Origin of the sequence: Streptomyces sp. NPDC048479 (genome assembly GCF_040651435.1) — a bacterium.
In the GTDB taxonomy this organism is placed as follows: domain Bacteria; phylum Actinomycetota; class Actinomycetes; order Streptomycetales; family Streptomycetaceae; genus Streptomyces.
The window spans coordinates 117,507-143,743 of sequence record NZ_JBEZKA010000018.1 but is presented as its reverse complement, the minus strand read 5'-3'; the positions used below and the strand labels follow the sequence as shown (position 1 = coordinate 143,743).

19 protein-coding genes and 1 pseudogene are annotated in these 26,237 nt (G+C 69.9%); 15 read left to right on the top strand and 5 right to left on the bottom strand.

The window, feature by feature from the left end; all coding sequences use genetic code 11:
- Nucleotides 1-2: 2 nt before the first annotated feature.
- Nucleotides 3-914: a CAP domain-containing protein gene (locus AB0D12_RS26480; protein ID WP_362687652.1), complete on the bottom strand. Its 912-nt coding sequence runs from the start codon at nucleotides 912-914 to the stop codon at nucleotides 3-5.
- Nucleotides 915-1,054: 140 nt separating this feature from the next.
- On the opposite strand from AB0D12_RS26480, the gene AB0D12_RS26475 reads away from it, so the two are divergent.
- The 4 genes from AB0D12_RS26475 (at nucleotide 1,055) to AB0D12_RS26460 (ending at nucleotide 7,389) form a co-directional block, all read left to right on the top strand.
- On the top strand, nucleotides 1,055-1,336 hold the full coding sequence (locus AB0D12_RS26475; protein ID WP_362687649.1) for an acylphosphatase: 282 nt from the start codon (nucleotides 1,055-1,057) through the stop codon (nucleotides 1,334-1,336).
- A 387-nt stretch (nucleotides 1,337-1,723) separates the two neighbouring features.
- Nucleotides 1,724-1,942 carry a hypothetical protein gene (locus AB0D12_RS26470; RefSeq protein WP_327326328.1) on the top strand — a complete coding sequence of 73 codons (219 nt, stop codon included), beginning with the start codon at nucleotides 1,724-1,726 and terminating at the stop codon, nucleotides 1,940-1,942.
- 260 nt (nucleotides 1,943-2,202) lie between these two features.
- On the top strand, nucleotides 2,203-5,757 hold the full coding sequence (smc, locus tag AB0D12_RS26465; RefSeq protein ID WP_362687646.1) for a chromosome segregation protein SMC: 3,555 nt from the start codon (nucleotides 2,203-2,205) through the stop codon (nucleotides 5,755-5,757).
- Nucleotides 5,758-5,967: 210 nt separating this feature from the next.
- Entirely contained in the window at nucleotides 5,968-7,389 is a 1,422-nt protein-coding gene (locus AB0D12_RS26460; RefSeq protein WP_362687643.1) for a sugar porter family MFS transporter, read from the top strand.
- A gap of 124 nt (nucleotides 7,390-7,513) precedes the next feature.
- Here the strand turns inward: AB0D12_RS26460 and AB0D12_RS26455 are convergent, their stop codons facing one another.
- Together AB0D12_RS26455 and AB0D12_RS26450 are read right to left on the bottom strand one after the other, a co-directional pair.
- Nucleotides 7,514-8,485, bottom strand: a complete 972-nt coding sequence (locus AB0D12_RS26455; protein ID WP_362687640.1) for an LLM class flavin-dependent oxidoreductase — start codon at nucleotides 8,483-8,485, stop codon at nucleotides 7,514-7,516.
- 275 nt (nucleotides 8,486-8,760) lie between these two features.
- Nucleotides 8,761-9,192: pseudogene (locus AB0D12_RS26450) on the bottom strand (cytosine permease); the annotation flags it as partial.
- Nucleotides 9,193-9,379: 187 nt separating this feature from the next.
- Between AB0D12_RS26450 and ftsY the strand changes: the two are divergent.
- The gene (gene ftsY / locus AB0D12_RS26445) at nucleotides 9,380-10,603 is read left to right on the top strand and encodes a signal recognition particle-docking protein FtsY (protein ID WP_362687637.1); all 1,224 of its coding nucleotides are present in this window, start codon (nucleotides 9,380-9,382) and stop codon (nucleotides 10,601-10,603) included.
- A 143-nt stretch (nucleotides 10,604-10,746) separates the two neighbouring features.
- Here ftsY and AB0D12_RS26440 read toward each other — a convergent pair whose 3' ends face one another.
- A complete protein-coding gene (locus AB0D12_RS26440; protein ID WP_362687635.1) occupies nucleotides 10,747-11,409 on the bottom strand; it encodes a bifunctional DNA primase/polymerase in 663 nt (220 codons plus the stop codon).
- A gap of 428 nt (nucleotides 11,410-11,837) precedes the next feature.
- Between AB0D12_RS26440 and AB0D12_RS26435 the strand changes: the two genes are divergently transcribed.
- The 6 genes from AB0D12_RS26435 to ftsH all read left to right on the top strand — a co-directional run bounded on the left by AB0D12_RS26435 (nucleotide 11,838) and on the right by ftsH (nucleotide 21,448).
- Nucleotides 11,838-13,310: a hypothetical protein gene (locus AB0D12_RS26435; protein WP_362687632.1), complete on the top strand. Its 1,473-nt coding sequence runs from the start codon at nucleotides 11,838-11,840 to the stop codon at nucleotides 13,308-13,310.
- A 313-nt stretch (nucleotides 13,311-13,623) separates the two neighbouring features.
- Nucleotides 13,624-14,982, top strand: a complete 1,359-nt coding sequence (locus tag AB0D12_RS26430) for an ammonium transporter (protein ID WP_362687630.1) — start codon at nucleotides 13,624-13,626, stop codon at nucleotides 14,980-14,982.
- Nucleotides 14,979-15,317, top strand: coding sequence for a P-II family nitrogen regulator (locus AB0D12_RS26425; protein ID WP_030351756.1), 339 nt, complete (start codon nucleotides 14,979-14,981; stop codon nucleotides 15,315-15,317). The genes AB0D12_RS26430 and AB0D12_RS26425 overlap by 4 nt, the downstream gene beginning before the upstream one ends.
- A 26-nt stretch (nucleotides 15,318-15,343) precedes the next feature.
- Nucleotides 15,344-17,809: a [protein-PII] uridylyltransferase gene (locus AB0D12_RS26420; protein WP_362687627.1), complete on the top strand. Its 2,466-nt coding sequence runs from the start codon at nucleotides 15,344-15,346 to the stop codon at nucleotides 17,807-17,809.
- 95 nt (nucleotides 17,810-17,904) lie between these two features.
- Complete coding sequence (gene ffh / locus AB0D12_RS26415; RefSeq protein ID WP_362687624.1) at nucleotides 17,905-19,455, top strand: signal recognition particle protein; 1,551 nt, start codon at nucleotides 17,905-17,907, stop codon at nucleotides 19,453-19,455.
- Nucleotides 19,456-19,534: 79 nt separating this feature from the next.
- A complete protein-coding gene (gene ftsH, locus AB0D12_RS26410; protein ID WP_362687622.1) occupies nucleotides 19,535-21,448 on the top strand; it encodes an ATP-dependent zinc metalloprotease FtsH in 1,914 nt (637 codons plus the stop codon).
- A gap of 508 nt (nucleotides 21,449-21,956) precedes the next feature.
- On the opposite strand, the gene AB0D12_RS26405 is transcribed toward ftsH, so the two are convergent.
- A complete protein-coding gene (locus AB0D12_RS26405) occupies nucleotides 21,957-22,844 on the bottom strand; it encodes an SAM-dependent methyltransferase (protein ID WP_362687619.1) in 888 nt (295 codons plus the stop codon).
- Between the two features lie 207 nt (nucleotides 22,845-23,051).
- Between AB0D12_RS26405 and proS the strand changes: the two genes are divergently transcribed.
- The 4 genes from proS (at nucleotide 23,052) to AB0D12_RS26385 (ending at nucleotide 26,184) form a co-directional block, all read left to right on the top strand.
- A complete protein-coding gene (gene proS, locus AB0D12_RS26400) occupies nucleotides 23,052-24,464 on the top strand; it encodes a proline--tRNA ligase (protein ID WP_362687616.1) in 1,413 nt (470 codons plus the stop codon).
- Nucleotides 24,465-24,690: 226 nt separating this feature from the next.
- Nucleotides 24,691-25,284 (top strand): hypothetical protein, encoded by a 594-nt coding sequence (locus tag AB0D12_RS26395; protein ID WP_327326342.1) that lies wholly within the window; start codon nucleotides 24,691-24,693, stop codon nucleotides 25,282-25,284.
- 220 nt (nucleotides 25,285-25,504) lie between these two features.
- Entirely contained in the window at nucleotides 25,505-25,942 is a 438-nt protein-coding gene (gene rpsP, locus AB0D12_RS26390) for a 30S ribosomal protein S16 (protein ID WP_362687613.1), read from the top strand.
- A 2-nt stretch (nucleotides 25,943-25,944) separates the two neighbouring features.
- Nucleotides 25,945-26,184 (top strand): RNA-binding protein, encoded by a 240-nt coding sequence (locus AB0D12_RS26385; RefSeq protein ID WP_014153811.1) that lies wholly within the window; start codon nucleotides 25,945-25,947, stop codon nucleotides 26,182-26,184.
- The last annotated feature ends 53 nt before the right edge of the window (nucleotides 26,185-26,237 follow it).

The window sequence follows — 26,237 nt, the reverse complement described above, 5'->3', positions numbered from 1 at the left end:
GGCTAGAAGCCGAAGTCCTGCGTCCACCAGGGGCCGCCGGCGCCCAGGTGCACGCCGACGCCCATGGTCTTGTAGTCGCAGTTCAGTATGTTCGCGCGGTGACCGTCGCTGTTCATCCAGGAGGTCATCACCGCAACAGCGTCGGCCTGCCCGCGAGCGATGTTCTCGCCGCCGAGCCCCTGCACACCCGCCTTGTCGGCACGGTCCCAGGGCGTCGCCCCTTCGGGGCTGGTGTGGTCGAAAAAGCCACGCGCGGCCATGTCGTCGCTGAAGTTCCCGGCCAGCGCCGCAAGCGGTGCACTGGCCTGCACCGGGCTGCACCCCACCTTCGCGCGCTCATCGTTGACCAGGCGGAGCACCTTGCCCTCGGCGGCCGCGGCGGTCTCCGCACCCGAGGAGACGGGGGGCTTGGCCGCCGCGGACGGCCGCTCGGGCGCAGGCGACTTCTTACGGGCCGGGGCGGCGCTCTTCGTCTGCTTCTGCGCCTCAGGGGCCTTCGCCTCAGGGGCCTTCGGCTGCTTCGAGGGCGTCGCCGACGGCTTGGTCGGCGTGGGCGAGGGAGTCTTCGACGGCGCCTGTGGGCGCGGGGCGCTCTGGCTCGCGGGGGCCGAGGCCCCGTTCGTCGGCTCCGCGCTCGCGTCGCCCTGGGTCTGCAGCTGCGCGGAACCCTCGGCGCGTACCCGCCCGGCGGAGTCGTTGCCGTGACCGACGGTGAACTTGTCGCCGCCAGGGAGCAGGCCGGTCGTGACGGCCACGGCACCTACGGCCATGGCTGCGGAGGCGCCGAGCAGTCCGGTGCGTACGGGTACAAGGCCCCGCTTCTTCCGGCGTGCACCACCCCGGTGCCGGCCTTCCGAGCCGTCCGCGTAGTCATCTGCAACGGGTGCGGCGGCGGAGCGTCGATGGCGTCCCATGCGCTGTGCCTTCCTGGTACTCGACGGTCAATCGTCAACATGACTCACCCATACGAGTGAGACTCATTGCGACGGGACTGTAGCCCATGTGGCGAGGGGGTGAAGTGATCGGAAATCTATTGGCCAGTTACCGTGCACGCATGAACGATGTTGCGCGGCTCACCGCGTGGGTACGCGGCCGAGTACAGGGAGTGGGCTTCCGCTGGTTCACCAGGGCAAATGCATTGGAGATCGGCGGCCTGACCGGCTTCGCGATCAATCTTGACGATGGCAGGGTGCAGGTTGTGGCAGAGGGGCCACGTGAGAATTGCCACCGTTTGCTGGAATGGCTTCGCTCCGACGACACACCCGGCCGGGTCGAAGGAGTCACCGAGATCTGGGACACGCCCCGCGGTGGATACGAGGACTTCGCGATCAGGTGATGATCACCGCGCAATTCGGCGCAACGAAGATCGCCGCCTATGCCGACGGCACCTGCCGCGGTGGAAATGGCCTGGTGGTTGCCAAGAACGGCTTGTCGTGCCAGGCTGCGGCAGTAAGGATGATCTCTACGCCCCCAGGGCCCCGCAGTGTGGCTCCGCCGCTTCTTTCGCGGCCGTGAGCCCCGGGTTGGCCCGTTGATACGGGGCGTGATCGTGTTGACCGTCAAACTTTTTGGTGAGACTCTGGAAGCCCCGCGCACCTTAGCTGTTTGGCAGTACAAATCGCAGTGCTAGCAAGTAACAATCACTGTCGAGCACCGCGGGTGCGAAATCCCTCACGACCCACACCGCATTCGGTCGGTCACTCAGTGTGGAGGACCATCCATCATGGCAAAGGCGCTTCTCGGTTACGTCGGCGGTTCCGACCCGCGACTCCTCGCCGAGATGCGACGGCTGCAGCAGCGCGTCCAGGACCTCGAATCCGAGCTTGTACGGATCCAGTCCGAGAATGACGCGCTCAACGCTGCCGTTGCTCAGCACCCTGGAGAGTCGCTGCTCAACGGCATCGACATCGACGTGCACCAGCCGGAGCCCGCGCTCACCTGAGCAGGGGCGATCAGCTGGAGTTCATCGCGCAAGATATGCAAGGGACGCTTCGGCGTCCCTTCTTTCTTTTCCCGCCCTGCCTCGCCCCTTGCAGTCCTTCCCTTACCGTCTGATGTGCCCTGCACCTTCATAGGTGAAACCGGGAGCGCTTTGTCTTGCGGGGTGACAACCCCCAGACCTTCAGTCGAAAATCCCACGTGGCAGGCCGGAGTGGAGCAGCTCCGGCGGTCCGAGCGAAGCGAAAGGTAGAGTCCGGCGGCGTGCACCTCAAGGCCATGACCCTGCGCGGGTTCAAATCCTTCGCCTCCGCCACGACGCTGCGTTTCGAGCCCGGCATCACCTGCGTCGTGGGCCCCAACGGCTCCGGCAAGTCCAATGTGGTGGACGCGCTCTCCTGGGTCATGGGAGAGCAGGGGGCCAAGTCGCTGCGTGGCGGCAAGATGGAGGACGTCATCTTCGCCGGGACGACCGGGCGGCCTCCGCTCGGCCGCGCCGAGGTCTCCCTCACCATCGACAACTCCGACGGCGCGCTTCCCATCGACTACGCCGAAGTCACCATCACGCGGATCATGTTCCGCAACGGCGGCAGTGAATATCAGCTCAATGGCGACACCTGCCGGCTTCTCGATATCCAGGAACTCCTCTCCGACTCCGGCATTGGCCGCGAGATGCACGTCATCGTCGGACAGGGCCAGCTCGACTCCGTACTGCATGCCGATCCGATGGGGCGACGGGCCTTCATCGAGGAGGCCGCCGGTGTTCTCAAGCACCGTAAGCGCAAGGAAAAGGCGCTGCGGAAGCTGGACTCGATGCAGGCCAACCTCGCCCGCGTGCAGGATCTGACCGACGAACTGCGCCGCCAGCTCAAGCCGCTGGGACGGCAGGCCGCGGTGGCCCGACGGGCCGCCGTCATCCAGGCCGATCTGCGCGATGCCCGGCTGCGGCTGCTCGCCGACGATCTCGTACGGCTCCGGGAGGCACTGCGCGGTGAGATCGCCGACGAGGCCGCGCTCAAGGAACGCAAGGACAGGGCCGAGGCGGAGCTCAAGGCCGCGCTGACACGCGAGGCGGAGCTCGAGGACGAGGTACGGCGGCTGGCGCCGCGGCTGCAGCGGGCCCAGCAGAGCTGGTACGAACTCTCCCAGCTGGCCGAGCGGGTGCGCGGCACGATCTCACTGGCCGACGCGCGGGTGAAGAGCGCGACCGCGGCCCCGGCGGAGGAGCGACGCGGCCGCGACCCCGAGGACATGGAGCGCGAGGCCGCCCGGATCCGTGAGCAGGAGGCGGAGCTGGAGGCCGCGCTGGAGGCGGCGGAGCACGCGTTGGAGGACACCGTCACGCACCGCGCCGAGCTGGAGCGGGAGCTGGCGGTCGAGGAGCGCCGGCTCAAGGACGTCGCGCGGGCGATCGCCGACCGGCGGGAGGGGCTGGCCCGGCTCAACGGCCAGGTCAACGCGGCCCGTTCGCGGGCGGCCTCCGCGCAGGCCGAGATCGACCGGCTGGCCGCGGCGCGCGACGAGGCCCAGGAGCGGGCCGTCGCGGCTCAGGAGGAGTACGAGCAGCTCAAGGCCGAGGTCGACGGTCTTGACGCGGGCGATGCCGAGCTGGGGGAGCGGCACGACGCGGCCAAGCGTGACCTGGCCGAGGCGGAGACGGCGCTGAGCGCGGCCCGCGAGGAGCTCACCGGCGCCGAGCGCAAGCGCGCCGCCGTCGCCGCCCGCCGGGAGGCGCTCGCCCTGGGGCTGCGCCGCAAGGACGGCACGGGTGCGCTGCTCGGCGCGAAGGACCGCCTCACGGGGCTGCTCGGGCCGGCCGCGGAACTGCTCGGTGTGACCCCGGGCTTCGAGGTTCCGGTGGCAGCGGCGCTGGGTGCGGCGGCGGACGCCATCGCCGTGGCCGACCCGGCGACCGCCGCCGAGGCGCTGCGGCTGCTGCGCAAGACCGACGCCGGACGCGCCGCCATACTGCTCGGCGGCGCCCCCGAATCCGTACCGCAGGCGCAGCGCTCCGACGGTCCTCCGTACGCTGCCGACCTGGTGCGCGGGCCCGCGGAACTGATGCCCGCCGTGCGCCGGTTGCTGCACGGCATGGTCGTCGTCGGGACGCTGGAGGACGCCGAGGACCTGGTCTGCTCGCGGCCCGAGCTCACCGCCGTGACCGCAGAAGGAGACGTCCTCGGAGCGCACTTCGCGCAGGGCGGCTCCGCCGGGGCGCCGAGCCTGCTCGAGGTGCAGGCCTCCGTCGACGAGGCCGCCGCCGAGCTGGAGGAGCTGGCCGTACGGTGCGAGGAGCTGTCGGCGGCCCAGCGGCAGGCCGCGGGGCGGCGCGGTGAATGCGCCGCGCTCGTCGAGGAACTGGGAGAGCGCCGCCGGGCCGCCGACCGCGAGAAGTCCGCGGTGTCCGGGCAGCTGGGGCGGCTGTCCGGACAGGCGCGCGGTGCTGCGGGCGAGGCCGAGCGGACGACCGCGGCCGCCGCCAGGGCCCAGGAGGCGCTGGAGCGGGCGCGCGAGGAGGCGGAGGAGCTGGCCGAGCGGCTGCTCGTCGCCGAGGAGGCGCCCGCGGAGGAGGAGCCGGATACGCATGTACGGGACCGGCTCGCGGCCGACGGCGCCAACGCACGCCAGACCGAGATGGAGGCCCGCCTCCAGGTCCGTACACATGAGGAGCGTGTGAAGGGGCTCGCGGGGCGTGCTGACGCGCTCGACCGGGGAGCGCGCGCCGAGCGCGAGGCCCGGGCACGCGCCGAACAGCGGCGCGCCCGGCTGCGTCACGAGGCGGAGGTCGCCGCCGCGGTGGCGAGCGGCGCCCGCCAGCTCCTGGCGCATGTAGAGGTCTCGCTGGTGCGGGCCGAGGCGGAGCGGGTCGCCGCCGAGGCGGCCAAGGCCGAGCGCGAGCAGGATCTGGGCGCCGCCCGTAATCAGGGACGCGACCTCAAGAGCGAGCTCGACAAACTCACTGATTCAGTTCACCGGGGCGAGGTACTCGGGGCCGAGAAGCGGCTGCGGATCGAGCAGCTGGAGACCAGGGCCCTGGAGGAACTGGGTGTGGAACCGGCCGGGCTGATCGCCGAGTACGGCCCCGACCAGCTGGTGCCGCCGTCCCTGCCGGCCGAGGGAGAGGAACTGCCTGATGACCCGGAGCACCCGCGCAACCAGCCGAGACCGTTCGTACGCGGAGAGCAGGAGAAGCGTCTCAAGTCCGCCGAACGGGCGTATCAGCAACTCGGCAAGGTGAATCCGCTCGCCCTGGAGGAGTTCTCGGCGCTGGAGGAGCGGCACAAGTTCCTCTCCGAGCAGCTTGAAGACCTGAAGAAGACCAGGACCGACCTGCTGCAGGTGATCAAGGAGGTCGACGAGCGCGTCGAGCAGGTCTTCACGGAGGCGTACCGGGACACCGCCCGCGAGTTCGAGGGTGTCTTCTCGCGGCTCTTCCCCGGTGGCGAGGGCCGGCTGATCCTGACCGATCCCGACAACATGCTCACCACCGGCGTGGATGTCGAGGCCAGACCGCCCGGCAAGAAGGTCAAGCGGCTGTCGCTGCTGTCGGGCGGCGAGCGGTCGCTGACGGCCGTCGCGCTGCTGGTGTCGATCTTCAAGGCCCGGCCGAGCCCGTTCTATGTGATGGACGAGGTCGAGGCGGCGCTCGACGACACCAACCTCCAGCGGCTGATCCGGATCATGCAGGAGCTCCAGGAGTCCTCGCAGCTGATCGTGATCACGCACCAGAAGCGGACGATGGAGGTTGCGGACGCGCTGTACGGCGTCTCCATGCAGGGTGACGGCGTCTCCAAGGTCATCAGCCAGCGTCTTCGCTGACAGGTCTTCAACTCTTCAATTCTTGAACACAAGTCCCTCACATGACTGCCTGGAACTTCTTAAGGATCAGGTCTTGACTTCGAAACTTGAACGAATAGTCTCTGCAGCGTTGCTTTTACCTTCAAGTGGTGGGTGGCAGGAAGTTGTGCGCCACTTGAAGGGCTCGCCCCCCACGCCCGGCGACGCTGCCGGACGGCCCCAGGAGTACACGTGACCAGCACTGAGCAGCCACAGCCGACATCGGGAGGCCGACAGGCCCACCCCGAACATCTCGGCCATGTCATCTTCATCACGGCCGCCGCCGCGATGGGTGGCTTCCTCTTCGGTTACGACAGCTCAGTGATCAACGGCGCCGTCGAAGCCATCCGGGACCGCTACGACATCGGCTCGGGAACGCTCGCCCAGGTCATCGCCATCGCCCTGATCGGCTGCGCCATCGGCGCCGCGACCGCCGGCCGGATCGCCGACCGTATCGGCCGCATCCGCTGTATGCAGATCGCAGCCGTGCTCTTCACCGCGAGTGCCATCGGCTCCGCTCTCCCGTTCGCCCTGTGGGACCTCGCCTTCTGGCGCATCATCGGCGGCTTCGCCATCGGCATGGCCTCGGTCATCGGCCCGGCCTATATCGCCGAGGTGTCGCCGGCCGCCTACCGCGGCCGGCTCGGCTCCTTCCAGCAGGCCGCGATCGTCATCGGCATCGCCATCTCCCAGCTGGTGAACTACGCCATCCTGCAGCTCGCCGACGGCAAGCAGCGCGGCGAGATGCTCGGTATCGAGGCCTGGCAGTGGATGCTCGGCGTCATGGTCGTCCCGGCGGTGCTCTACGGACTGCTCTCCTTCGCGATCCCCGAGTCGCCCCGCTTCCTGATCTCCGTAGGAAAGACCGACAAGGCGAAGGAGGTCCTCGGCGAGGTCGAGGGCCACAAGATCGACCTGGACGCCCGCGTCGCCGAGATCGAACTCGCGATGCGCCGCGAGCACAAGTCGACCTTCAAGGACCTGCTGGGCGGCCGCTTCAACTTCCTGCCCATCGTCTGGGTCGGCATCGGACTCTCCCTCTTCCAGCAGTTCGTCGGCATCAACGTCGTCTTCTACTACTCCGCGGCGCTGTGGCAGTCGGTCGGCATCGACCCGGCCAGCTCGTTCTTCTACTCGTTCACCACGTCGATCATCAACATCATCGGCACAGTGATCGCTATGGTCCTGGTCGACCGGGTCGGCAGGCGTCCGCTCGCCCTCGTCGGCTCGGCCGGTATGGCGATCGCTCTCGCCTTCGAGGCCTGGGCCTTCTCCGCCGACCTCGTCGACGGCAAGCTGCCCAGCACCCAGGGCGCCGTCGCCCTGATCGCCGCGCATGTCTTCGTGCTCTTCTTCGCCCTCTCGTGGGGCGTCGTGGTCTGGGTCCTCCTCGGCGAGATGTTCCCGAACAGGATCCGCGCCGCCGCGCTCGGCGTCGCCGCCTCCGCGCAGTGGATCGCCAACTGGCTCATCACCGTGAGCTTCCCGAGCCTGGCGGACTGGAACCTCTCCGGCACGTACATCATCTACACATTCTTCGCCGCGCTCTCGATCCCCTTCGTACTTCTGTTCGTCAAGGAGACCAAGGGCAAGGCGTTGGAGGAGATGGGCTAATCCCCGCTGCCCCGCTCCTCACCACGGAACTGCCCCGGCTCAGCTCTTGAGCCGGGGCAGTTCCGTTTCGCTGCGGCGGGACGGGTACGGAGGTCACCGTTCACGGGCGGTGACTGCCCTCGGCTCAGCCCTTGAGCCGAGGGAGAACGCGCTCCGCGAAGAGGTGCAGGCTGCGCCAGCCCTCATCCAGCGGCATCCCGCCGCACAGCGGGTGCAGCACCAGACTCTCCCCGCCGGCCTCCGCGCACTCGTCCGGTGCGACGACCCGGTAGACACCCTCGCGCCGCAACTCCTCGACGGTGGTGGCCTGCGAGCGCACCGCCGAGCGGATGTCCTTGGACTGCCAGGAGGCGTACATCCGAGCCTCGTGCAGGAAATGCTCGCCGTACGTGGCCCAGGTGCGGTCCGGGTCCTCCGATATGTGCAGCAAATGGGTCTTCGCTGCCGGCATCATCGTCCAGCCCTCCGTCCCGTACTCCGCGCGCCGCTCGTGGTAGTACGCCTCCAGCTCCGGCAGATGCGCGCTCGGGAAGAAGGGCAGTCCGAACCGGGCGGCGCGACGGGCAGCGGCCTGCGAGGAGCCGCCCACCAGCAGCAGCGGATGCGGCTGTGTGTATGGGCGGGGAGTGACCAGGACGGTGCGGCCGCGGTACTCGAACGGCTCACCCGTCCATGCCTTCAGCAGCGTCTCGAGGAGCTCGTCCTGGAGCTTGCCGCGCCGGCCCCACTCGACGCCCAACTGCGCGTACTCCTCGGGCCGGTAGCCGATGCCGGCCACCGTGACCAGCCGGCCCTTGCCGATCAGATCGAGTACGGCGATGTCCTCGGCCAGCCGCAGCGGATCATAGAGCGGGCCGATGATCGCGGAGACGGTGACCGCGATACGGCGCGTGGAGCCGAGCACCGAGCCGGCGAAGACGAAAGGGGAGGGCAGCCAGTTGTTGGTGGCGCCGTGGTGCTCCTCGGTCTGGATGCTGTCGATGCCGCGGTCGTCGGCGTACGCGGCCATCTCGAGCGCGGCGCGATAGCGGGCCGCGAGGGTCTCGGGCGTCGCGTCGGGATCGACGAGATTGAAGCGGGCCACTGTGAAGGCCATGGGAACGGTCCCCTCCGCCGGGTGTGCTGTGTCTTCCCGGGGGACAACCCCGGGACCCGCGGCCGAAGAACAGGTCGGCGGGGCTGAACGGACAGCGGAGGGAGACGGTAGCTGACGAAACGTCAGATGGACAGGGGTGCGGGGTCCGGTTCTGCGACCGGTGCGGCCGGAACCTGTTCCTGTGTCCGAGGCGGCACCGCGTACAGAACCGCCGCGACGACGATCGTGGCCGCCAAGCCCAGTCCGTTCTTCCCGACCCACGACGAAGCGAGCGGACCGCCGACCGCCGAGCCGACCATCGCCGTGCTGGAGGCAGTGCGGGGGAGGTGCGGGGGAGGTAGCGAGCGAAGTCGGGGCCCGAGGGGACCCGGCTGATACCGCCCGCCGCGACGGTGCCGATGCCCGCGACCACCATCGCCGTCGACCCGGCCGGCTTGTCGCAGCCGCCGCGCTTGCCGGCGATGGAGTTCAGGCCCACGATCCCGTACGAGAGGACCGGCGCCGCGGTGGCCGACGATCAGCACCTGCCAGAAGTTCAGGCCGTTGAAGACGATCATCCCCGCGCCCACCGTGAGCAACAGCACACTGATGTTGGCGGCGACCCAGGTGGGGAAGAGTTCGCGGACGTGGCCGGTGCGCTCGCCGTCAGGTACGGGTTCGAGGCCACGAGTCTCTGTCGCGCCTTCGGATTCGGAGGCGTACGGCATGAAAAAAGCTCCGCACAGGGGTGGCGGACTCCGGGGTTTCCGGGTCTCCGCGGACGAGGCGGATGGCTAAAGCCAGAACCACCAGCATCGTCCGTATCCCCCAAAGGGTTCAAATGGAGTCCGTCGTCCTTGTGTGATCCTCTGAGGCCGCTCTGTGTGAGCGGTCGTGGCCGATACTGGGTGGGTTATGGAAATCGTCATCCTTGCTGTAGTCATCGCCCTGGTCGCGGTCGGCGCGATCAGCGGGCTCGTGGTCAGCAGCCGCAAGAAGAAGCAGCTGCCGCCCTCGGCACCGTCGAGTACGCCGACCATCACTGCCCCGCCCGCCGAGCCTCAGGTCGGTGAGGACGCCGCACCGACGGTCGAGGAACCGCGCCGCACGATCGAGGAGGTCGACCTCCCCGACACCGCCGAGGCGGTCGGGACCCCGGCCGCCGTCGAGGATCCGGTCGTCGCGGCGCCCCCCGTCCCCGAGATCGAGATCCCCGAGCCGACCGCGGGCCGGCTGGTCCGGCTGCGCGCCCGCCTCGCCCGCTCCCAGAACTCCCTCGGCAAGGGGCTGCTCACGCTCCTGTCGCGCGAGCACCTCGACGAGGAGACCTGGGAGGAGATCGAGGACACGCTGCTCACCGCGGATGTCGGCGTCGCGCCGACCCAGGAGCTGGTCGAGCGGCTGCGCGAGCGCGTACGGGTGCTCGGTACGCGTACCCCCGACGAGCTGCGTTTCCTGCTGCGAGAGGAGCTGCTGCACCTCCTCGGTACCGACTTCGACCGCGCGGTGAAGACCGAGGGCGGTCTGGACACCCCCGGTGTCGTCATGGTCGTCGGCGTCAACGGCACCGGAAAGACGACGACGACCGGCAAGCTGGCGCGGGTCCTGGTCGCGGACGGCCGCTCCGTGGTGCTCGGCGCGGCGGACACGTTCCGCGCCGCTGCCGCGGACCAGCTGCAGACCTGGGGTGAACGGGTCGGCGCACGCACGGTGCGCGGCCCCGAGGGCGGTGACCCGGCATCGATCGCGTTCGACGCGGTCAAGGAGGGCATCGCCGAGGGCGCGGACGTCGTACTCATCGACACGGCGGGCCGGCTGCACACCAAGACGGGCTTGATGGACGAGCTCGGCAAGGTCAAGCGCGTCGTCGAGAAGCACGGCCCGCTGGACGAGATCCTGCTGGTCCTGGACGCCACGACCGGTCAGAACGGTCTGGTGCAGGCGCGGGTGTTCGCGGAGGTCGTGGACATCACCGGCATCGTGCTGACCAAGCTGGACGGTACGGCCAAGGGTGGCATCGTCATCGCGGTCCAGCGCGAACTGGGTGTACCGGTGAAGCTGGTGGGCCTGGGTGAGGGGCCGGACGATCTGGCGCCGTTCGAGCCGGAGGCGTTCGTCGACGCGCTGATCGGCGAGTAGCTGTCCCTGGGTGGGCCCGCTTTTCGTACCGGGGCTCCGCCCGGGCCCCCGCGCCTCAATCGCCGGCGGGGCTGAAATTCAGCCGTCCGGCGATTGAGGACACAGGGCGTACGGGCGGTCCCGCTGCGCGCGAGACCCGCGCGTCAGGGAAAGGTGCGGTGGCAGACGTACGCCAAGGTCCCCAGCAGCAGCCGCGCCTCCGGCGGAGCCGTCGCCGTGTCCAGGGACGGGGGCCGGAGCCAGCTCACCGGCCCCAGGCCCGCCTGGTCGGACGGCGGAGCCATGATGTGGTCACCGGTGCCCAGGCAGTACAGGTCCAGGTCCGCGTCGTCCCAGCCCATCCGGTAGAGCAGCTCCGGGAGTTCGGCCGCCGCGCCGGTGGCGACGAAGAACTGGCAGCGGCCGTCCGGCGTCGCCGAGACCGGGCCGAGCGGGAGGCCCATCCGCTCCAGGCGCAGCAGTGCGCGGCGGCCGGCCGGGGCGGCGACGTCGAGGATGTCGAAGGTGCGGCCGACCGGCAGGAGCAGGGACGCGCCCGGCACCTCCGCCCATGCCTTGGTGACCTCGTCCAGGGTGGCGCCGGCGGGAACCTCGGCGGCGAAGTCGAGAGGGTGGGCGCCCGGGGATGTACAGTCCGGGGCGCCACAGGAGCACCGGCCTGACGCGGCTCGCGCGCCAGGGATCACGGCCCAGCCCCACAGTCCCGTGTACTCGGCCACCACTGTGCACTCCGTGGTACGGCCGCGGCGCCGTGAGCCGGGCCTGATTTCCCTGGTCCCCCGGCTGCCGCCGATCGTGAAGCCCATGCCCCCTCCAACGGGTCGTCAACGCCGGTGGTTACGACCCGAAGTCTCCCCGTAACACTGCGTCGCAGTCGGTGAAGCTCCGGCGGCGTGCGGTAGCGCGAGGGGTGGTGCGGACCATGCCGAGCGCCTGTGCGTGCAACGCTCCGCTGCCTCCTGATCGTCGTATGTCAAGTGAATCGCGCCCGACGGTAAGCGAGTTCATTCGAAGGGGTGGCGAATGGTGGCGTTTCTGGAATCTCCCTCACTGGAGGGGTGATCGTAGGACTACTTTCAGTACACGAATCCTGGAGTTCTGCGCACCCATGGGTATGCCGGAGGCAACTCGGCTTCCTGTTCGATGGGGCGCAACCTCCGTACAGGCGGTCTCAACTCACGGCATTCTGGTAGGGGTTCGAGTACCAAGGCATTCAGTGGATGGGGGCGTTCCCGTGGGCGGCACCGGCGCAGACGGTACGAATACCGACAAGCGCCCGAACGAGCAATTGAGTTCGTGGTTCGTGCGCAGCGGTTGGTCGAAGGGCGAGCTCGCGCGCCAAGTGAACCGCCGGGCACGCCAGATGGGCGCACACCACATCAGCACGGACACCTCACGCGTGCGCCGCTGGCTCGACGGCGAGCAGCCGCGTGAGCCGATCCCGCGCATCCTTTCCGAGCTGTTCTCCGAGCGTTTCGGCAGCGTCGTCGCCATCGAGGACCTCGGACTGCGCTCGGCGCACCAGTCACCCTCGGTGTCCGGAGTGGATCTGCCCTGGGCGGGCCCGCAGACCGTCGCACTGCTCAGCGAGTTCTCGCGCAGCGACCTGATGCTGGCGCGGCGCGGCTTCCTCGGGACCTCGCTCGCACTGGCCGCGGGACCCGCTCTCGTCGAGCCGCTGCAGCGCTGGCTGGTGCCGTCGCCGGTCGGCGAGCCGGGACAGCCGGCGCCGGCCGCCATGCGCAGGGCCTCCCGGCTCTCCAAGCCCGAGCTCGAGCTGCTGGAGTCCACCACCGCGATGTTCCGCCAGTGGGACGCGCAGTGCGGCGGCGGGCTGCGCCGCAAGGCGGTCGTGGGCCAGCTCCACGAAGTAACCGATCTGCTCCAGGAGCCGCAGCCCTCGACCACCGCCCAGCGGCTGTTCAAATGCGCTGCCGAGCTCGCGGAGCTGGCCGGCTGGATGAGTTACGACGTCGGCCTGCAGCCCACCGCGCAGAAATACTTCGTACTGGCCCTGCACGCCGCCAAGGAAGCGGTCGACAAGCCGCTCGGCTCGTACATCCTGTCCTCGATGAGCCGCCAGATGATCCACCTCGGGCGGCCCGAGGACGCCCTGGAACTCATCCATCTGGCGCAGTACGGCAGCCGCGACTGCGCGACCGCGCGCACCCAGGCGATGCTGTATGCGATGGAGGCCCGCGCTTACGCCAATATGGGCCAGCCCAGCAAGTGCAAGCGAGCCGTCCGGATGGCCGAGGACACCTTCGCCGACGCCGGTCTCGACGGCGAGTCCGAGCCCGACTGGATCCGCTTCTTCTCCGAGGCCGAGCTCAACGGCGAGAACGCCCACTCGTACCGCGACCTTGCCTATGTGGCAGGACGAAGCCCTACGTACGCCTCGCTCGCCGAGCCGGTGATGGAGCGCGCCGTAGACCTCTTCGGCAAGGACGAGGAGCACCAGCGGTCGTACGCACTCAATCTGGTCGGCATGGCCACGGTCCATCTCCTGAAGAAGGAGCCCGAGCAGTCCATGGTCCTGGCCGGACGGGCGCTCACCGTCGCCAAGAAGGTCCGCTCCGAGCGGGTCAACACCCGACTGCGCAAGACCGTCGACACGGCGGCCCGGGACTTCGGAGACGTAGCCGAAGTCGCACACTTCACCGACGAGCTCACAGCCCTGCTCCCCGAAACCGCGGAAGCGGTCTGAGCGGACGGCGCCCACCGGACCCCGGTCGCGACGATCACCCCGGACAACCCGACTCGGCTCCCCCCCCCCGCGCCAGGTCAGCCGGGTGGCCGTCGCGGCCGGTCGTGATGTGCGCAGAGGATACTCCCGGGCCCCTCACCCGACCCGCCTGTTCATGGGGGCGTAACACGCAGGACCCCTTCGTCACTGCGGCGAAACATCGAGTGGCATCGACGGAAACCGCGCTGCGCCAACCTCATGGCGCATAACCGGCCCGCCCGTATCCGCACAGGCTTCGCCCGCACGCGGCCGCACCAACAACGAGGAGACGCCGATGCCTCCAGGCATCTCGACGCTTGCCGCAGACGCTCCGACGCTGTCTGCCGCCAACACCGGCTTCATGCTCATCTGCTCCGCCCTGGTGATGATCATGACCCCGGGCCTGGCCTTCTTCTACGGAGGCATGGTCCGGGTCAAGAGCACCCTCAACATGCTGATGATGAGTTTCATCAGCCTCGGCATCGTCACGATCCTGTGGGTGCTGTACGGATTCAGCGCCGCCTTCGGCACCGACAAGGGCGGCTTCATCGGCTGGACCTCGGACTATGTCGGACTGAGCGGCATCGGCATCACCCAGCTGTGGGACGGCTACACCATCCCGATTTATGTCTTCGCCGTCTTCCAGCTGATGTTCGCGATCATCACGCCCGCGCTGATAAGCGGTGCGCTCGCGGACCGCGTGAAGTTCTCCGCCTGGGCGCTGTTCGTGGCGCTGTGGGTCACCGTCGTCTACTTCCCGGTCGCGCACTGGGTGTGGGGCGCGGGCGGCTGGCTCTTCGAGCTCGGCGTCATCGACTTCGCAGGCGGTACGGCCGTCCATATCAACGCGGGCGCCGCGGCTCTCGGTGTGATCCTCGTCATCGGCAAGCGCGTCGGCTTCAAGAAGGACCCGATGCGGCCGCACAGCCTGCCGCTGGTGATGCTCGGTGCCGGGCTCCTGTGGTTCGGCTGGTTCGGCTTCAACGCCGGCTCGTGGCTCGGCAACGACGACGGCGTCGGCGCGGTGATGTTCCTCAACACCCAGGTCGCCACCGCCGCCGCCATGCTCGCCTGGCTGGCGTACGAGAAGATCCGCCACGGCGCGTTCACCACGCTGGGCGCCGCCTCCGGCGCCGTCGCGGGTCTGGTCGCCATCACCCCGTCCGGCGGCTCCTGCTCGCCGCTCGGCGCCATCGGGATCGGCGCCATCGCCGGTCTGCTCTGCGCCATGGCCGTCGGTCTGAAGTTCAAGTTCGGCTACGACGACTCCCTCGATGTCGTCGGCGTCCACCTCGTCGGCGGTGTCGCCGGCTCGCTGCTCGTCGGCTTCTTCGCCACCGGCGGTGTCCAGTCCGACGCCAAGGGCCTCTTCTACGGCGGCGGACTCGACCAGCTGGGCAAGCAGGCCGTCGGTGTCTTCGCGGTGCTGGCCTACTCTCTGGTGGCATCGGCGATCCTCGCCTTCCTCCTCGACAAGACCATCGGTATGCGGGTGGACGAGGACGTCGAGGTATCCGGAATCGACCAGGACGAGCACGCCGAAACCGCGTACGACTTCAGCGGTGCCGGCGGCGGTGCCGGCACCCGCAAGGCCGTAACCGCGCCGGGCGACTCCGTGGCAGCCGCAGCTCAGACCAAGAAGGTGGACGCATGAAGCTCATCACCGCAGTCGTGAAGCCACACCGGCTGGACGAGATCAAGGAGGCCCTGCAGGCCTTCGGCGTCCAGGGGCTCACGGTGACGGAGGCCAGCGGATACGGCCGCCAGCGCGGCCACACCGAGGTCTACCGCGGCGCGGAGTACACCGTCGACCTGGTCCCGAAGATCCGTATCGAGGTACTGGTCGAGGACGGCGACGCCGAACAGCTCATCGATGTCGTCGTCAAGGCGGCCCGTACGGGCAAGATCGGGGACGGCAAGGTGTGGAGCGTACCGGTCGACACGGCGGTACGGGTGCGGACCGGCGAACGCGGACCTGACGCACTGTAAGCGCTCGACAGAACAGGAGCTGCTGGGTGACGAGCCTCGAAGTGACCACCGAAGCGGAAGACTCGGGACCCAGCGGCTATGCGGCGGCCCGGCTGCGCCTTCTCAGTGAGAAGGAGCGGCCCGGGCCGCCGCGCCGTGCCGCCCTGGCGAAGCTGACCGACGACTGGCTGTCCGCGCTGTTCACCACCGCCTGTCTGGAGGCCGGGGTGCGGGGCGCGGCGCTCGTCGCCGTCGGCGGCTACGGGCGCGGCGAGCTGTCGCCGCGCAGCGACCTCGATCTGCTCCTGCTGCACGACGGCGGCGCGGATGCCGGTGCGATCGCCACTCTCGCCGACCGGATCTGGTACCCGGTGTGGGATCTGGGGCTGGCCCTCGACCACTCCGTACGCACCCCGGCCGAGGCCCGCAAGACCGCGGGCGAGGACCTCAAGGTGCAGCTCGGGCTGCTGGACGCACGCCCGGTCGTGGGCGATCTGGGGCTGGTGGCCGGGCTGCGCACCGCCGTACTGGCCGACTGGCGCAACCAGGCGCCCAAGCGGCTGCCCGAACTGGACGAACTGTGCCGTGAACGGGCCGAGCGCCAGGGCGAGTTGCAGTTCCTCCTCGAACCCGACCTCAAGGAGGCGCGGGGCGGGCTGCGGGACGCCACCGCGCTGCGCGCCGTTGCCGCTTCCTGGCTCGCCGACGCGCCGCGCGAGGGCCTCGCCGAGGCCCGCAGGCGGCTGCTGGACGCCCGGGACGCGCTGCATCTGGCCACCGGCCGGGCCACCGACCGGCTCGCGCTCCAGGAGCAGGACCAGGTGGCCACCGAGCTCGGTCTGCTGGACGCCGACGCGCTGCTGCGGCAGGTCTACGAGGCGGCGCGCACCGTCTCGTACGCCACGGACGTCACCTGGCGTGAGGTGAACCGGGTGCTCAGGGCACGGTCCCTGCGGCCGCGGCTGCGGTCGATGCTGACCGGCGGGCGCACTCCGCAGCCCGAGCGCAGCCCGCTCGCCGAAGGCGTCGTCGAACAGGACGGCGAAGTGGTGCTCGCCCGCGCCGCACGGCCGGAACGCGACCCGGTGCTCCCGCTACGGGCCGCCGCAGCCGCCGCCCAGTCCGGGCTGCCGATCTCCCTGCACGCCGTACGCCGGCTCGCGGCCGCCGCCCGACCGCTGCCGGTGCCGTGGCCCGCCGAGGCCCGCGAGGAGCTCGTCACCCTGCTCGGCGCGGGGGAGTCGACGGTCGCGGTCTGGGAGGCGCTGGAGGCCGAGGGCCTGATCACCCAGCTGCTGCCCGACTGGGAGCGCGTACGGTGCCGGCCGCAGCGCAATCCCGTGCACACCTGGACCGTCGACCGCCACCTCGTCGAGGCTGCGGTCAAGGCCTCGTCCCTCACCCGCCGCGTCGGCCGCCCCGACCTGCTGCTGGTCGCGGCCCTGCTGCACGACATCGGCAAGGGCTGGCCCGGCGACCACTCGGTGGCCGGCGAGACCATCGCCAAGGACCTCGCGACCCGGATCGGATTCGACCGCGCCGACGTGGCCGTCATCGCCACGCTCGTACGCCACCATCTGCTGCTCGTCGAAACGGCGACCCGGCGCGATCTGGACGACCCGGCGACCGTCGCCGCGGTCGCCTCCGTCGTCGGTTCGGCGGGCACCCTCGAGCTGCTGCACGCCCTCACCGAGGCCGACGCCCTCGCCACCGGACCCGCGGCCTGGTCGTCCTGGCGCGGTTCGCTGGTTGCCGACCTGGTCAGGCGGGTCGCCGCGGTTCTCGCCGGCGACGTCCCGCCCGAGGCGGAGCCCGCCGCGCCCAGTGCCGAGCAGGAACGGCTCGCCATCGAGGCACTGCGCACCGGTGAACCGGTGCTCGCGCTGCACGCCCACACCGAGCGGCCCGAGCAGCCCCAGGAACCGGACCAGCCCGAACCCGTCGGCGTGGAACTGCTGATCGCTCTGCCCGACCAGCCGGGTGTGCTGCCCGCCGCGGCCGGCGTGCTCGCTCTGCACCGGCTGACCGTCCGCGCCGCCGACCTGCGCTCCATCGACCTGCCCACCGAGCTCGGCGAGTCCGTAGGCGTACTGCTGCTGAGCTGGCGGGTGGCGGCCGAGTACGGATCGCTGCCACAGGCCGCCCGGCTCCGCGCCGATCTCGTACGGGCGCTGGACGGAACGCTCGACATTCCGGCCAGGCTCGCCGAACGTGAGGCCGCGTACCCGCGCCGGCGCGGGGTCAAGGCCCCGCCGCCGCGGGTGACCGTCGCCGCCGCGGGCTCCCGGCTCGCGACGGTGATCGAGGTCCGCGCCCAGGACGCGCCCGGACTGCTGCACCGGATCGGCCGCGCGCTGGACGAGTCGGCGGTACGGGTCCGCAGCGCCCATGTCTCCACACTGGGCGCGAACGCCGTCGACGCCTTCTATGTCACGGGCCTCGAAGGCGCGCCGCTGCCCCCGGAACAGGCCTCCGAGACCGCCCGTACGCTCGAGGCGACGCTGCGCGCCTGAGGTGAGACCGGCCACGGGGCATACCCCACCGCGCGCGGCCGGATACCCTGGGGGACACTGTCCGCCCGCTCCCGACCCGAGGATCCGCGACCACCGTGTTCGACACCCTCTCCGACCGCCTTGCCGCGACATTCAAGAATCTCCGGGGCAAGGGCCGCCTGTCCGAGGCGGACATCGACGCCACGGCGCGCGAGATCCGTATCGCGCTGCTCGAAGCGGACGTGGCGCTGCCCGTCGTCCGGGCCTTCATCAAGCAGGTCAAGGAGCGTGCGGCCGGCTCCGAGGTCTCGCAGGCGCTGAACCCGGCGCAGCAGGTCATCAAGATCGTCAACGAGGAGCTCATCGGCATCCTCGGCGGCGAGACCCGCCGCCTCCGTTTCGCCAAGCAGCCGCCGACCGTGATCATGCTCGCGGGTCTGCAGGGTGCGGGTAAGACGACGCTGGCCGGAAAGCTGGGTCTCTGGCTCAAGGGCCAGGGGCACTCGCCGCTGCTCGTCGCCTGTGACCTGCAGCGTCCCAATGCCGTCAACCAGCTGGCCGTCGTCGCCGAGCGCGCGGGCGTTTCGGTGTACGCGCCGGAGCCGGGCAACGGCGTCGGCGACCCGGTCAAGGTCGCCAAGGACTCCATCGAGCACGCCAAGGCCAAGCAGTACGACGTGGTCATCGTCGACACCGCGGGCCGCCTCGGTATCGACCAGGAGCTGATGCAGCAGGCCGCGGACATCCGCGACGCCGTCAGCCCCGACGAGGTTCTCTTCGTCGTCGACGCGATGATCGGTCAGGACGCGGTCAACACCGCGGAGGCCTTCCGCGACGGCGTCGGCTTCGACGGCGTGGTGCTCGCCAAGCTCGACGGTGACGCCCGTGGTGGTGCCGCGCTCTCCATCGCGCATGTCACCGGCCGCCAGATCATGTTCGCCTCCAACGGCGAGAAGCTGGACGACTTCGACGCGTTCCACCCGGACCGCATGGCGTCCCGCATCCTCGGCATGGGCGACATGCTCAGCCTGATCGAGAAGGCCGAGCAGACCTTCAGCCAGGAAGAGGCCGCCAAGATGGCCTCCAAGCTGGCGAGCAGCAAGGGCAAGGACTTCACGCTCGACGACTTCCTGGCGCAGATGGAGCAGGTCAGGAAGATGGGCTCCATCTCCAAGCTGCTCGGGATGCTGCCCGGCATGGGGCAGATCAAGGACCAGATCAACAACATCGACGAGCGGGACGTGGACCGTATCTCCGCGATCATCAAGTCGATGACCCCGGCCGAGCGCCAGGACCCGACGATCATCAACGGTTCGCGCCGGGCCCGTGTCGCCAAGGGTTCCGGCGTCGAGGTCAGCGCCGTGAAGGGCCTGGTGGAGCGCTTCTTCGAGGCCCGCAAGATGATGTCGAAGATGGCCCAGGGCGGCGGGATGCCGGGTATGCCCGGGATGCCGGGCATGGGCGGCGGTCCCGGCCGTCAGAAGAAGCAGATCAAGCAGGCCAAGGGCAAGCGCAAGAGCGGTAACCCCATGAAGCGCAAGGCCGAGGAGCAGGCGGCAGCGGCGCGCCGCGAGCAGGCGGCGCAAGGTGGGGCGTTCGGACTTCCGGCCGGTGAGCCGGGCGAGGACTTCGAGCTGCCCGACGAGTTCAAGAAGTTCATGGGCTGAGATTTCGTCTGGTTGTACGTCGGTGTGGGCACCCGCCTGAGCGGGTGCCCACACCGCTTTTCTGGCTTAACGTCCGGATATGAGCAACCCCGTGCCGCCGCGTCAGACGCCGGACAAGCCGTGGCGCTCCGAGGGCGCGCCGCCGCCCTCTCCGCCCAGGAAGAAGATGCCCGGCGGCTGGGGCGGACTGATTCTCACCGCGCTCGCCGTCTATGTGATCGCCTACCTGCTGCTGTCCTTCTTCGGCAACGGCGGCGAGCCGACCATCCCGTACACGGAGTTCAGCAAGCAGGTCGCGGCCGGGAACGTCGCGAAGATCTACGCCAAGGGCGACTCGATCCAGGGGCAGCTCAAGAAGGAGTCGCCGATTCCCGACGGCAAGGGTGAGTACGCGAAGTTCAGAACCCAACGGCCGGCCTTCGCCGACGACAAGCTCTGGGAACAGCTGAGCAAGCACAAGGTCACCGTGACGGCGGAGCCGGTCCTCGTGCAGCGCAGCTTTCTGGCCAATCTGCTGCTCTCGCTCGTGCCGATGGCGCTGCTGATCCTGCTGTGGGTGTTCGCCGCCCGTCGGATGGGCGCGGTGATGGGCGGCGGCGTGTTCGGGCGCAGGGGCCCGCCCAAGCCGGTCGAGGTCGAGCCGGGCAGGCGCACGACCTTCGAGGACGTCGCCGGGATCGACGAGGTGAAGAGCGAGCTCAATGACGTCGTCGACTTCCTCAAGAACCCCGAGGCTTACCGGCGGATGGGCGCGAGGATGCCGGGCGGGGTGCTGTTGGCAGGGCCGCCCGGGACCGGCAAGACGCTGCTCGCGCGTGCGGTGGCGGGCGAGGCCGGGGTGCCGTTCTTTTCGGCGTCGGCGTCGGAGTACATCGAGATGATCGTCGGAGGCGGCGCGAGCCGGGTCCGCGAACTCTTCGCCGAGGCGCGCAAGGTGGCGCCCGCGATCATCTTCATCGACGAGATCGACACGATCGGGCGCGTGCGCGGCGCCGGCGCGGGTCTGGGCGGGCACGACGAGCGCGAGCAGAGGCTCAACCAGATCCTCACCGAGATGGACGTCCTCACCGGCTCCGAAGGCGTGGTCGTCCTGGCCGCGACCAACCGGGCCGATATCCTCGACCCCTCCCTGACCCGGCCCGGCCGCTTCGACCGGATCGTCCAGGTCTCGCCGCCCGACCGCGCCGACCGCGAGGCCATCCTCAAGATCCACACCCGGCGGACGCCACTGGCGAAGGACGTCGACCTGGGCGAGATCGCGGGTGCGACACCGGGGATGACGGGCGCGGATCTGGCCAATCTGGTCAACGAAGCGGTACTTCTCGCGGTCAAGCGCAAGCAGCCGGAGGTCACCCAGGCCGATGTCCGGGCTGCCCTGGAGAAGGTCCAGCTCGGCGCGGAGCGCCCGTTGGTCATGCCGGAGGAGGACCGCCGGCGCACCGCCTACCACGAGAGCGGCCACGCGCTCCTCGGCATGCTCCAGCCGGGCGCGGACCCGGTCCGCAAGGTCACCGTCGTGCCGCGCGGCCGGGCGTTGGGCGTCACGCTCTCCACCCCCGACGCGGACAGGTACGCGTACACCGAGGAGTATCTGCGCGGCCGCATCGTGGGTGCGCTGGGCGGCATGGCGGCCGAGCATGTGGTCTTCGATGTGATCACGACGGGCTCGGAGAGCGACCTGGAGCAGGTCACCCAGTTGGCCCGGGGCATGGTCGGCCGCTGGGGCATGAGCGAGCGGGTGGGCAGACTGACCGCGATCCCGGCCGACGTCCAGCAGCCGTACGGACTGAGCGCGGCACCCGCCACGCTGGACACGGTGGACCACGAGATGCGCCGCATCGTCGACGAGTGCTACGAGAGCGCGTGCCGCCAACTCCGCGAACACCGCGGCAAACTGGACGCTCTGGCAGGGGCGCTGCTGGAGAGCGAAACCCTGGACGAGGACGCGGCGTATCGCGCGGCGGGCATCCCGCACGTCGACAAGGAGACATAACGCCTCCGGCGTGCTCCGGGTCGGTCTCCTGCGACGCGCGGTGGGCGAGCGCCCACGGGCGACGGCTCCGGGTTGGGTCCGGCGCTGGCGGCGGTGGGCTTTTGCCGGGCGAGTCGTGGGGGCAGCGGCTGGGGTGGGTGCACGGGCGAGGGGCGGTGGCCTCGCCCGCGGTGCCTGCGGGTGCGGCCGGCGGTGGGGTGCCGTGCTCCGGGTTGGGTCCGGTGGTGGCGGCGGTGGGCTTTTGCCGGGCGAGTGCCTGCGGGTAGCCGGCTCGGGGTGCGGGGCTCGGGTCCGGTTGCGGCGACGCAGGGGCGGGCCGCGGCCGGGTGAATGCCTGTGGGCAGTGCCTTGGGCAGGGTGCCCGCCCTACGGATCCGGCTACCGGCGCGCAGCGGGCGGCGGCGCGAAGCTGCCGCCTCCGGGGTCCGGGGCTCGCCCCGGTTGCGGGAAGGGGCGGGTAGGGGAAAGGCCCCGTGCAGCGGCCCCGCACCCGCACCCCGCCTCCACCTCAAGGCGTACGCGCGATCAGATACCGGAACACATTCGGCATCCAGACCGTCCCGTCCCGCCTCCGGTACGGATGCAGCGCCTCCGTGATCTCCTTGTCCACCTGCGCCTGGTCCGTCGCCCGTACCGCCGCCGCATACAGCCCCGTCGACAGCAGCCCCCGCACCGCGCTCTCCATGTCCGCATAGCCGAACGGGCACGCCACCCGCCCCGAGCCGTCCGGCTTCAGGCCCGCCTGCGACGCGACGTCCTCCAGGTCGTCCCGCAGCGCCGGACGCCAGCCGCCCGCCGACCGCATACGGTCGGTCAGCCGGCCGGCCACCCGGAGCACTCCCGACGTGGCGCAGCGCTCCGGCGGGCCCCAGCCGGTGAGTACGACCGCGCTGCCGTGCTCCGACCGCTCGACCGCCGCCTCCAGCGCCGGCCCGAGCCCCTCGGAGTCGCCCGCCGCACAGCCGATCGGCTGAAACGCGGTGATCATGTTGTACAGCGGCCGGCGCACGTCGGCCGCTGCCGACGCGAGGTTGTCCAGCAGCTCGGCATCCCGCGTCCGGCCATCACGGTCCCGGGCCTCCCGAGCCCCCCGCCCACCCTGAGGCTCCGGAGCCATCCGTTCCCGTGCCAGCGCGAGCCGCTCACCGTCCGCGTCGACCCCGGTCACGCCCGCACCGCGCGACGCGGCGATCAGCAGGGCGAGGCCGGAGCCGCAGTCGAGGCCGAGCAGCCGCGTCCAGGAGCCGACCTCCAGGCGCTCGTACACCGCCTCGTAGAGCGGCACGAGCATCCGTTCCTGGATCTCGGCCCAGTCCCGAGCGCGCGCACACGCCTCCGCCGGAGACGGAGCCGCCGATGCCGCGTGGGGTCGGTGCTGGACGAGCGTTGGTGTCATCGAAGCGCCCCAATCCGCCAAGAGGTCAGCCGAGCCCTGAAGGACAGCCCCCCGTGTGCGTACGCCTGCGCCCCCCGTATGCCAGAGAACTGCGCATGCGTCCCCAAGTCCAGGGGGCGTATGGCAATGCTTGTGTGCCCCGCGCGTGCGCCCCGGGCTAGCTGGCCGATTCACGTCTCTCACCCGTGTCGCCGTACGATGCGCGCCATGGCAAAGGCACCCGTTCTCACGCCCCAGGCGGAAGATTTCCCACGCTGGTACCAGGACCTGATCAACAAGGCCGAACTGGCGGACAACGGCCCGGTGCGCGGCACCATGGTCATCCGACCCTACGGATACGGCCTGTGGGAGCGGATGCAGCAGGAGATGGACGCCCGCATCAAGGACGCGGGTGCCCAGAACGCCTACTTCCCGCTCTTCATCCCTCAGTCTTACCTGACAAGGGAAGCTGAGCATGTCGAGGGCTTCGCGCCCGAGCTCGCGGTCGTCACGCACGGTGGCGGAAAGGAGCTCGACGAGCCCGTCGTCGTGCGCCCCACCTCCGAGACGATCATCAACGAGTACTTCTCGAAGTGGATCCAGAGCTACCGCGATCTGCCGCTGCTGATCAACCAGTGGGCCAATGTGGTCCGTTGGGAGATGCGTCCGCGCGTCTTCCTCCGTACGACGGAGTTCCTCTGGCAGGAGGGCCACACCGCCCACGCCACCTACGAGGACGCCCGCGACTTTGCCGCGTACATCCACCGGGACGTATACGCGGACTTCATGATCAACGTCCTCGGCATCGATGTGGTGCTCGGCCGCAAGACGCCCAAGGAGCGCTTCGCCGGAGCCATCAACACCCTCACGCTCGAAGGCATGATGGGCGACGGCAAGGCCCTGCAGATGGGTACGAGCCACGAGCTCGGCACCAACTTCTCCAAGGCGTTCAACACCACGTATCTGTCGAAGGACGGCAAGCAGGAACTGGCCTGGCAGACCTCCTGGGGCACTTCCACCCGGATGGTCGGCGGCCTGATCATGTCGCACGGCGACGACAACGGACTGCGCGTCCCGCCGCGTCTGGCGGCCGTCCAGGTCGTCGTCATGGCCATCAAGGGCGACGAAGCGGTCGCCAAGGTCCGCGAGATCGGCGACCGGCTGAAGGCCGCGGGCCTGCGCGTCCAGGTCGACGACCGTACCGACACGCCCTTCGGCCGCCGCGCGGTCGACTGGGAGCTCAAGGGCGTTCCGGTACGGATCGAGATCGGCCCGCGCGATCTGGAGGCGGGCACCGCGATGCTGGCCCGTCGCATTCCGGGGGGCAAGGAGCCGGTACGGATCGAGGCACTGGCTGAGTTGCTGCCGAGGGTTCTCGAGGAGGACCAGGCGCAGTTGCTGAAGGAATCGCGCGACCGTCGCGAGTCTCGTACGACTGATGTGACAACGATCGAGGAGGCCGCCGAGGCCGCGGTCGCCGGCGGCTGGGCCCGTATCCCGTGGTCGACGCTGGGCCACGAGGGCGAGGCCGAGCTCGCCGAGCAGGCCGTGTCCGTACGGTGTCTGGTCGCCGAGGACGGGTCGGTGCCCGACGCCGACGACGCCCCGGGTACTGTCGCGATCGTGGCCCGCGCCTACTGACGCGCACGCGCCCCACAGAGCAACTGACGCCCCGGCGTGCGGACTTCGTCTACGCGCTGGGGCGTACGCGCCGCTACGTACCACCTTGATGCGAGCTGCGAAGCTTCTCCGCAGATCAGCGCACCCGCCCTCGTCAGGGCGCATCATTGGCAACTGACGGGTACGTGCAAATTATTTGAGATGCCCCGGAATGGAACCCGCGAGCGTTCCGGCTCGTTATCACGACGTGAGCACGACACCACCTGTTCTCGCCGCAGAGCTGGCACAGGCGTGGGCCGATATTCAGCGGCACCACCCCGAGCTGCCGGATCTTGCCGCGCCCGAGTCCCTGATCGGAGAGTCCTCGTCCGCCTGCGGCGCCGAGCTCTCCTTCGAGCGACTGCTTCACGAGGCAGTCCACGGCATCGCCGCCGCCAGAGGTGTCCGCGACACCTCACGCGCCGGCCGCTACCACAACCGCCGATTCCTGGCGATCGCCGAGGAGATGGGCCTGGACCATGTTGATGAGCCGCATCCCAGCAGCGGTTTCTCGCTGGTCGCGCTCAATCCCGAGGCGAAGCGGCGGTACCGCCCCACCATTGAGAGACTTCAGCGCGCCCTCAAGGCGCACACGGTGGCCACGGCCGCCGACACCAAGCGCAGCTTCCGCGGGCCCGCTGCCCGCCACGGCTCCTCCGGCGGCGGGGTGCGCGTCAAGGCTGTCTGCGACTGCGGCCGCAATGTCCGGGTCGTACCCTCGGTCCTCGCCCAGGCGCCGATCGTCTGCGGTGGCTGCGGCAAGCCCTTCCGTATCCCGGAGGTAGTGGGCGCGGCGAGCTGACCGCGTCCGCCGGCCGGGATCGCGCCGCCGACGGGGGCGGTGCGACGCAGGCCGGGCGAGAGCGCACCGCAGGTGTGTGGCACAATGGCTAGCTGTACTCGACAGCCGCACAGGAACCCTCTCGCCTCCGGCTGACGCGTCCATCGGGCACCCGAGTACCGCAACCCCACGTGGCATCTCGTTGTGCCCAACCACGTCAAGACCAGGAGACACCACTCCAGTGGCAGTCAAGATCAAGCTGAAGCGTCTGGGCAAGATCCGTTCGCCTCACTACCGCATCGTCGTCGCCGACTCCCGTACCCGCCGTGACGGCCGGGCCATCGAGGAGATCGGTCTGTACCACCCGGTGCAGAACCCCTCACGCATCGAGGTCAACTCGGAGCGCGCGCAGTACTGGCTGTCCGTCGGCGCCCAGCCGACCGAGCCGGTCCTCGCCATCCTGAAGCTCACCGGTGACTGGCAGAAGCACAAGGGTCTGCCGGCCCCGGCGCCGCTGCTGGTCGCGGAGCCGAAGGACAAGCGCGCCGCGTTCGAGGCCTTCAGCAAGGCCTTCGAGGGCGACGAGCCGAAGGGTGAGGCGATCACCCCGAAGGCGAAGAAGGCTGACAAGAAGGCAGACGCGGCCGAGGCTGCGTCCACCGAGTCGACCGAGGCCTGAGCATGCTCGAGGAGGCTCTCGAGCACCTCGTGAAGGGCATCGTCGACAACCCGGACGATGTGCAAGTGGCCTCGCGCGATCTGCGCCGTGGTCGCGTGCTCGAGGTCCGGGTACACCCCGACGATCTCGGTAAGGTGATCGGCCGTAACGGCCGCACCGCACGCGCCCTGCGCACCGTCGTGGGCGCCATCGGCGGCCGTGGCATCCGCGTCGACCTTGTCGACGTGGACCAGGTTCGCTGACATACGCAACACCGGCACGGGCCGGGGAGGGCCTTCGGTCCTTCCCGGCTCGT

Coding starts and splice junctions, on each gene's coding strand:
- AB0D12_RS26470 (WP_327326328.1), top strand. CDS start 1,724: ATGGCAAAGGCGCTTCTCGGTTACGTCGGCGGTTCCGACCCGCGACTC.
- AB0D12_RS26475 (WP_362687649.1), top strand. CDS start 1,055: ATGAACGATGTTGCGCGGCTCACCGCGTGGGTACGCGGCCGAGTACAG.
- AB0D12_RS26405 (WP_362687619.1), bottom strand. CDS start 22,844: ATGACACCAACGCTCGTCCAGCACCGACCCCACGCGGCATCGGCGGCT.
- ftsH (WP_362687622.1), top strand. CDS start 19,535: ATGAGCAACCCCGTGCCGCCGCGTCAGACGCCGGACAAGCCGTGGCGC.
- AB0D12_RS26425 (WP_030351756.1), top strand. CDS start 14,979: ATGAAGCTCATCACCGCAGTCGTGAAGCCACACCGGCTGGACGAGATC.
- AB0D12_RS26480 (WP_362687652.1), bottom strand. CDS start 914: ATGGGACGCCATCGACGCTCCGCCGCCGCACCCGTTGCAGATGACTAC.
- proS (WP_362687616.1), top strand. CDS start 23,052: ATGGCAAAGGCACCCGTTCTCACGCCCCAGGCGGAAGATTTCCCACGC.
- AB0D12_RS26430 (WP_362687630.1), top strand. CDS start 13,624: ATGCCTCCAGGCATCTCGACGCTTGCCGCAGACGCTCCGACGCTGTCT.
- ftsY (WP_362687637.1), top strand. CDS start 9,380: ATGGAAATCGTCATCCTTGCTGTAGTCATCGCCCTGGTCGCGGTCGGC.
- AB0D12_RS26440 (WP_362687635.1), bottom strand. CDS start 11,409: ATGGGCTTCACGATCGGCGGCAGCCGGGGGACCAGGGAAATCAGGCCC.
- AB0D12_RS26385 (WP_014153811.1), top strand. CDS start 25,945: ATGCTCGAGGAGGCTCTCGAGCACCTCGTGAAGGGCATCGTCGACAAC.
- AB0D12_RS26455 (WP_362687640.1), bottom strand. CDS start 8,485: ATGGCCTTCACAGTGGCCCGCTTCAATCTCGTCGATCCCGACGCGACG.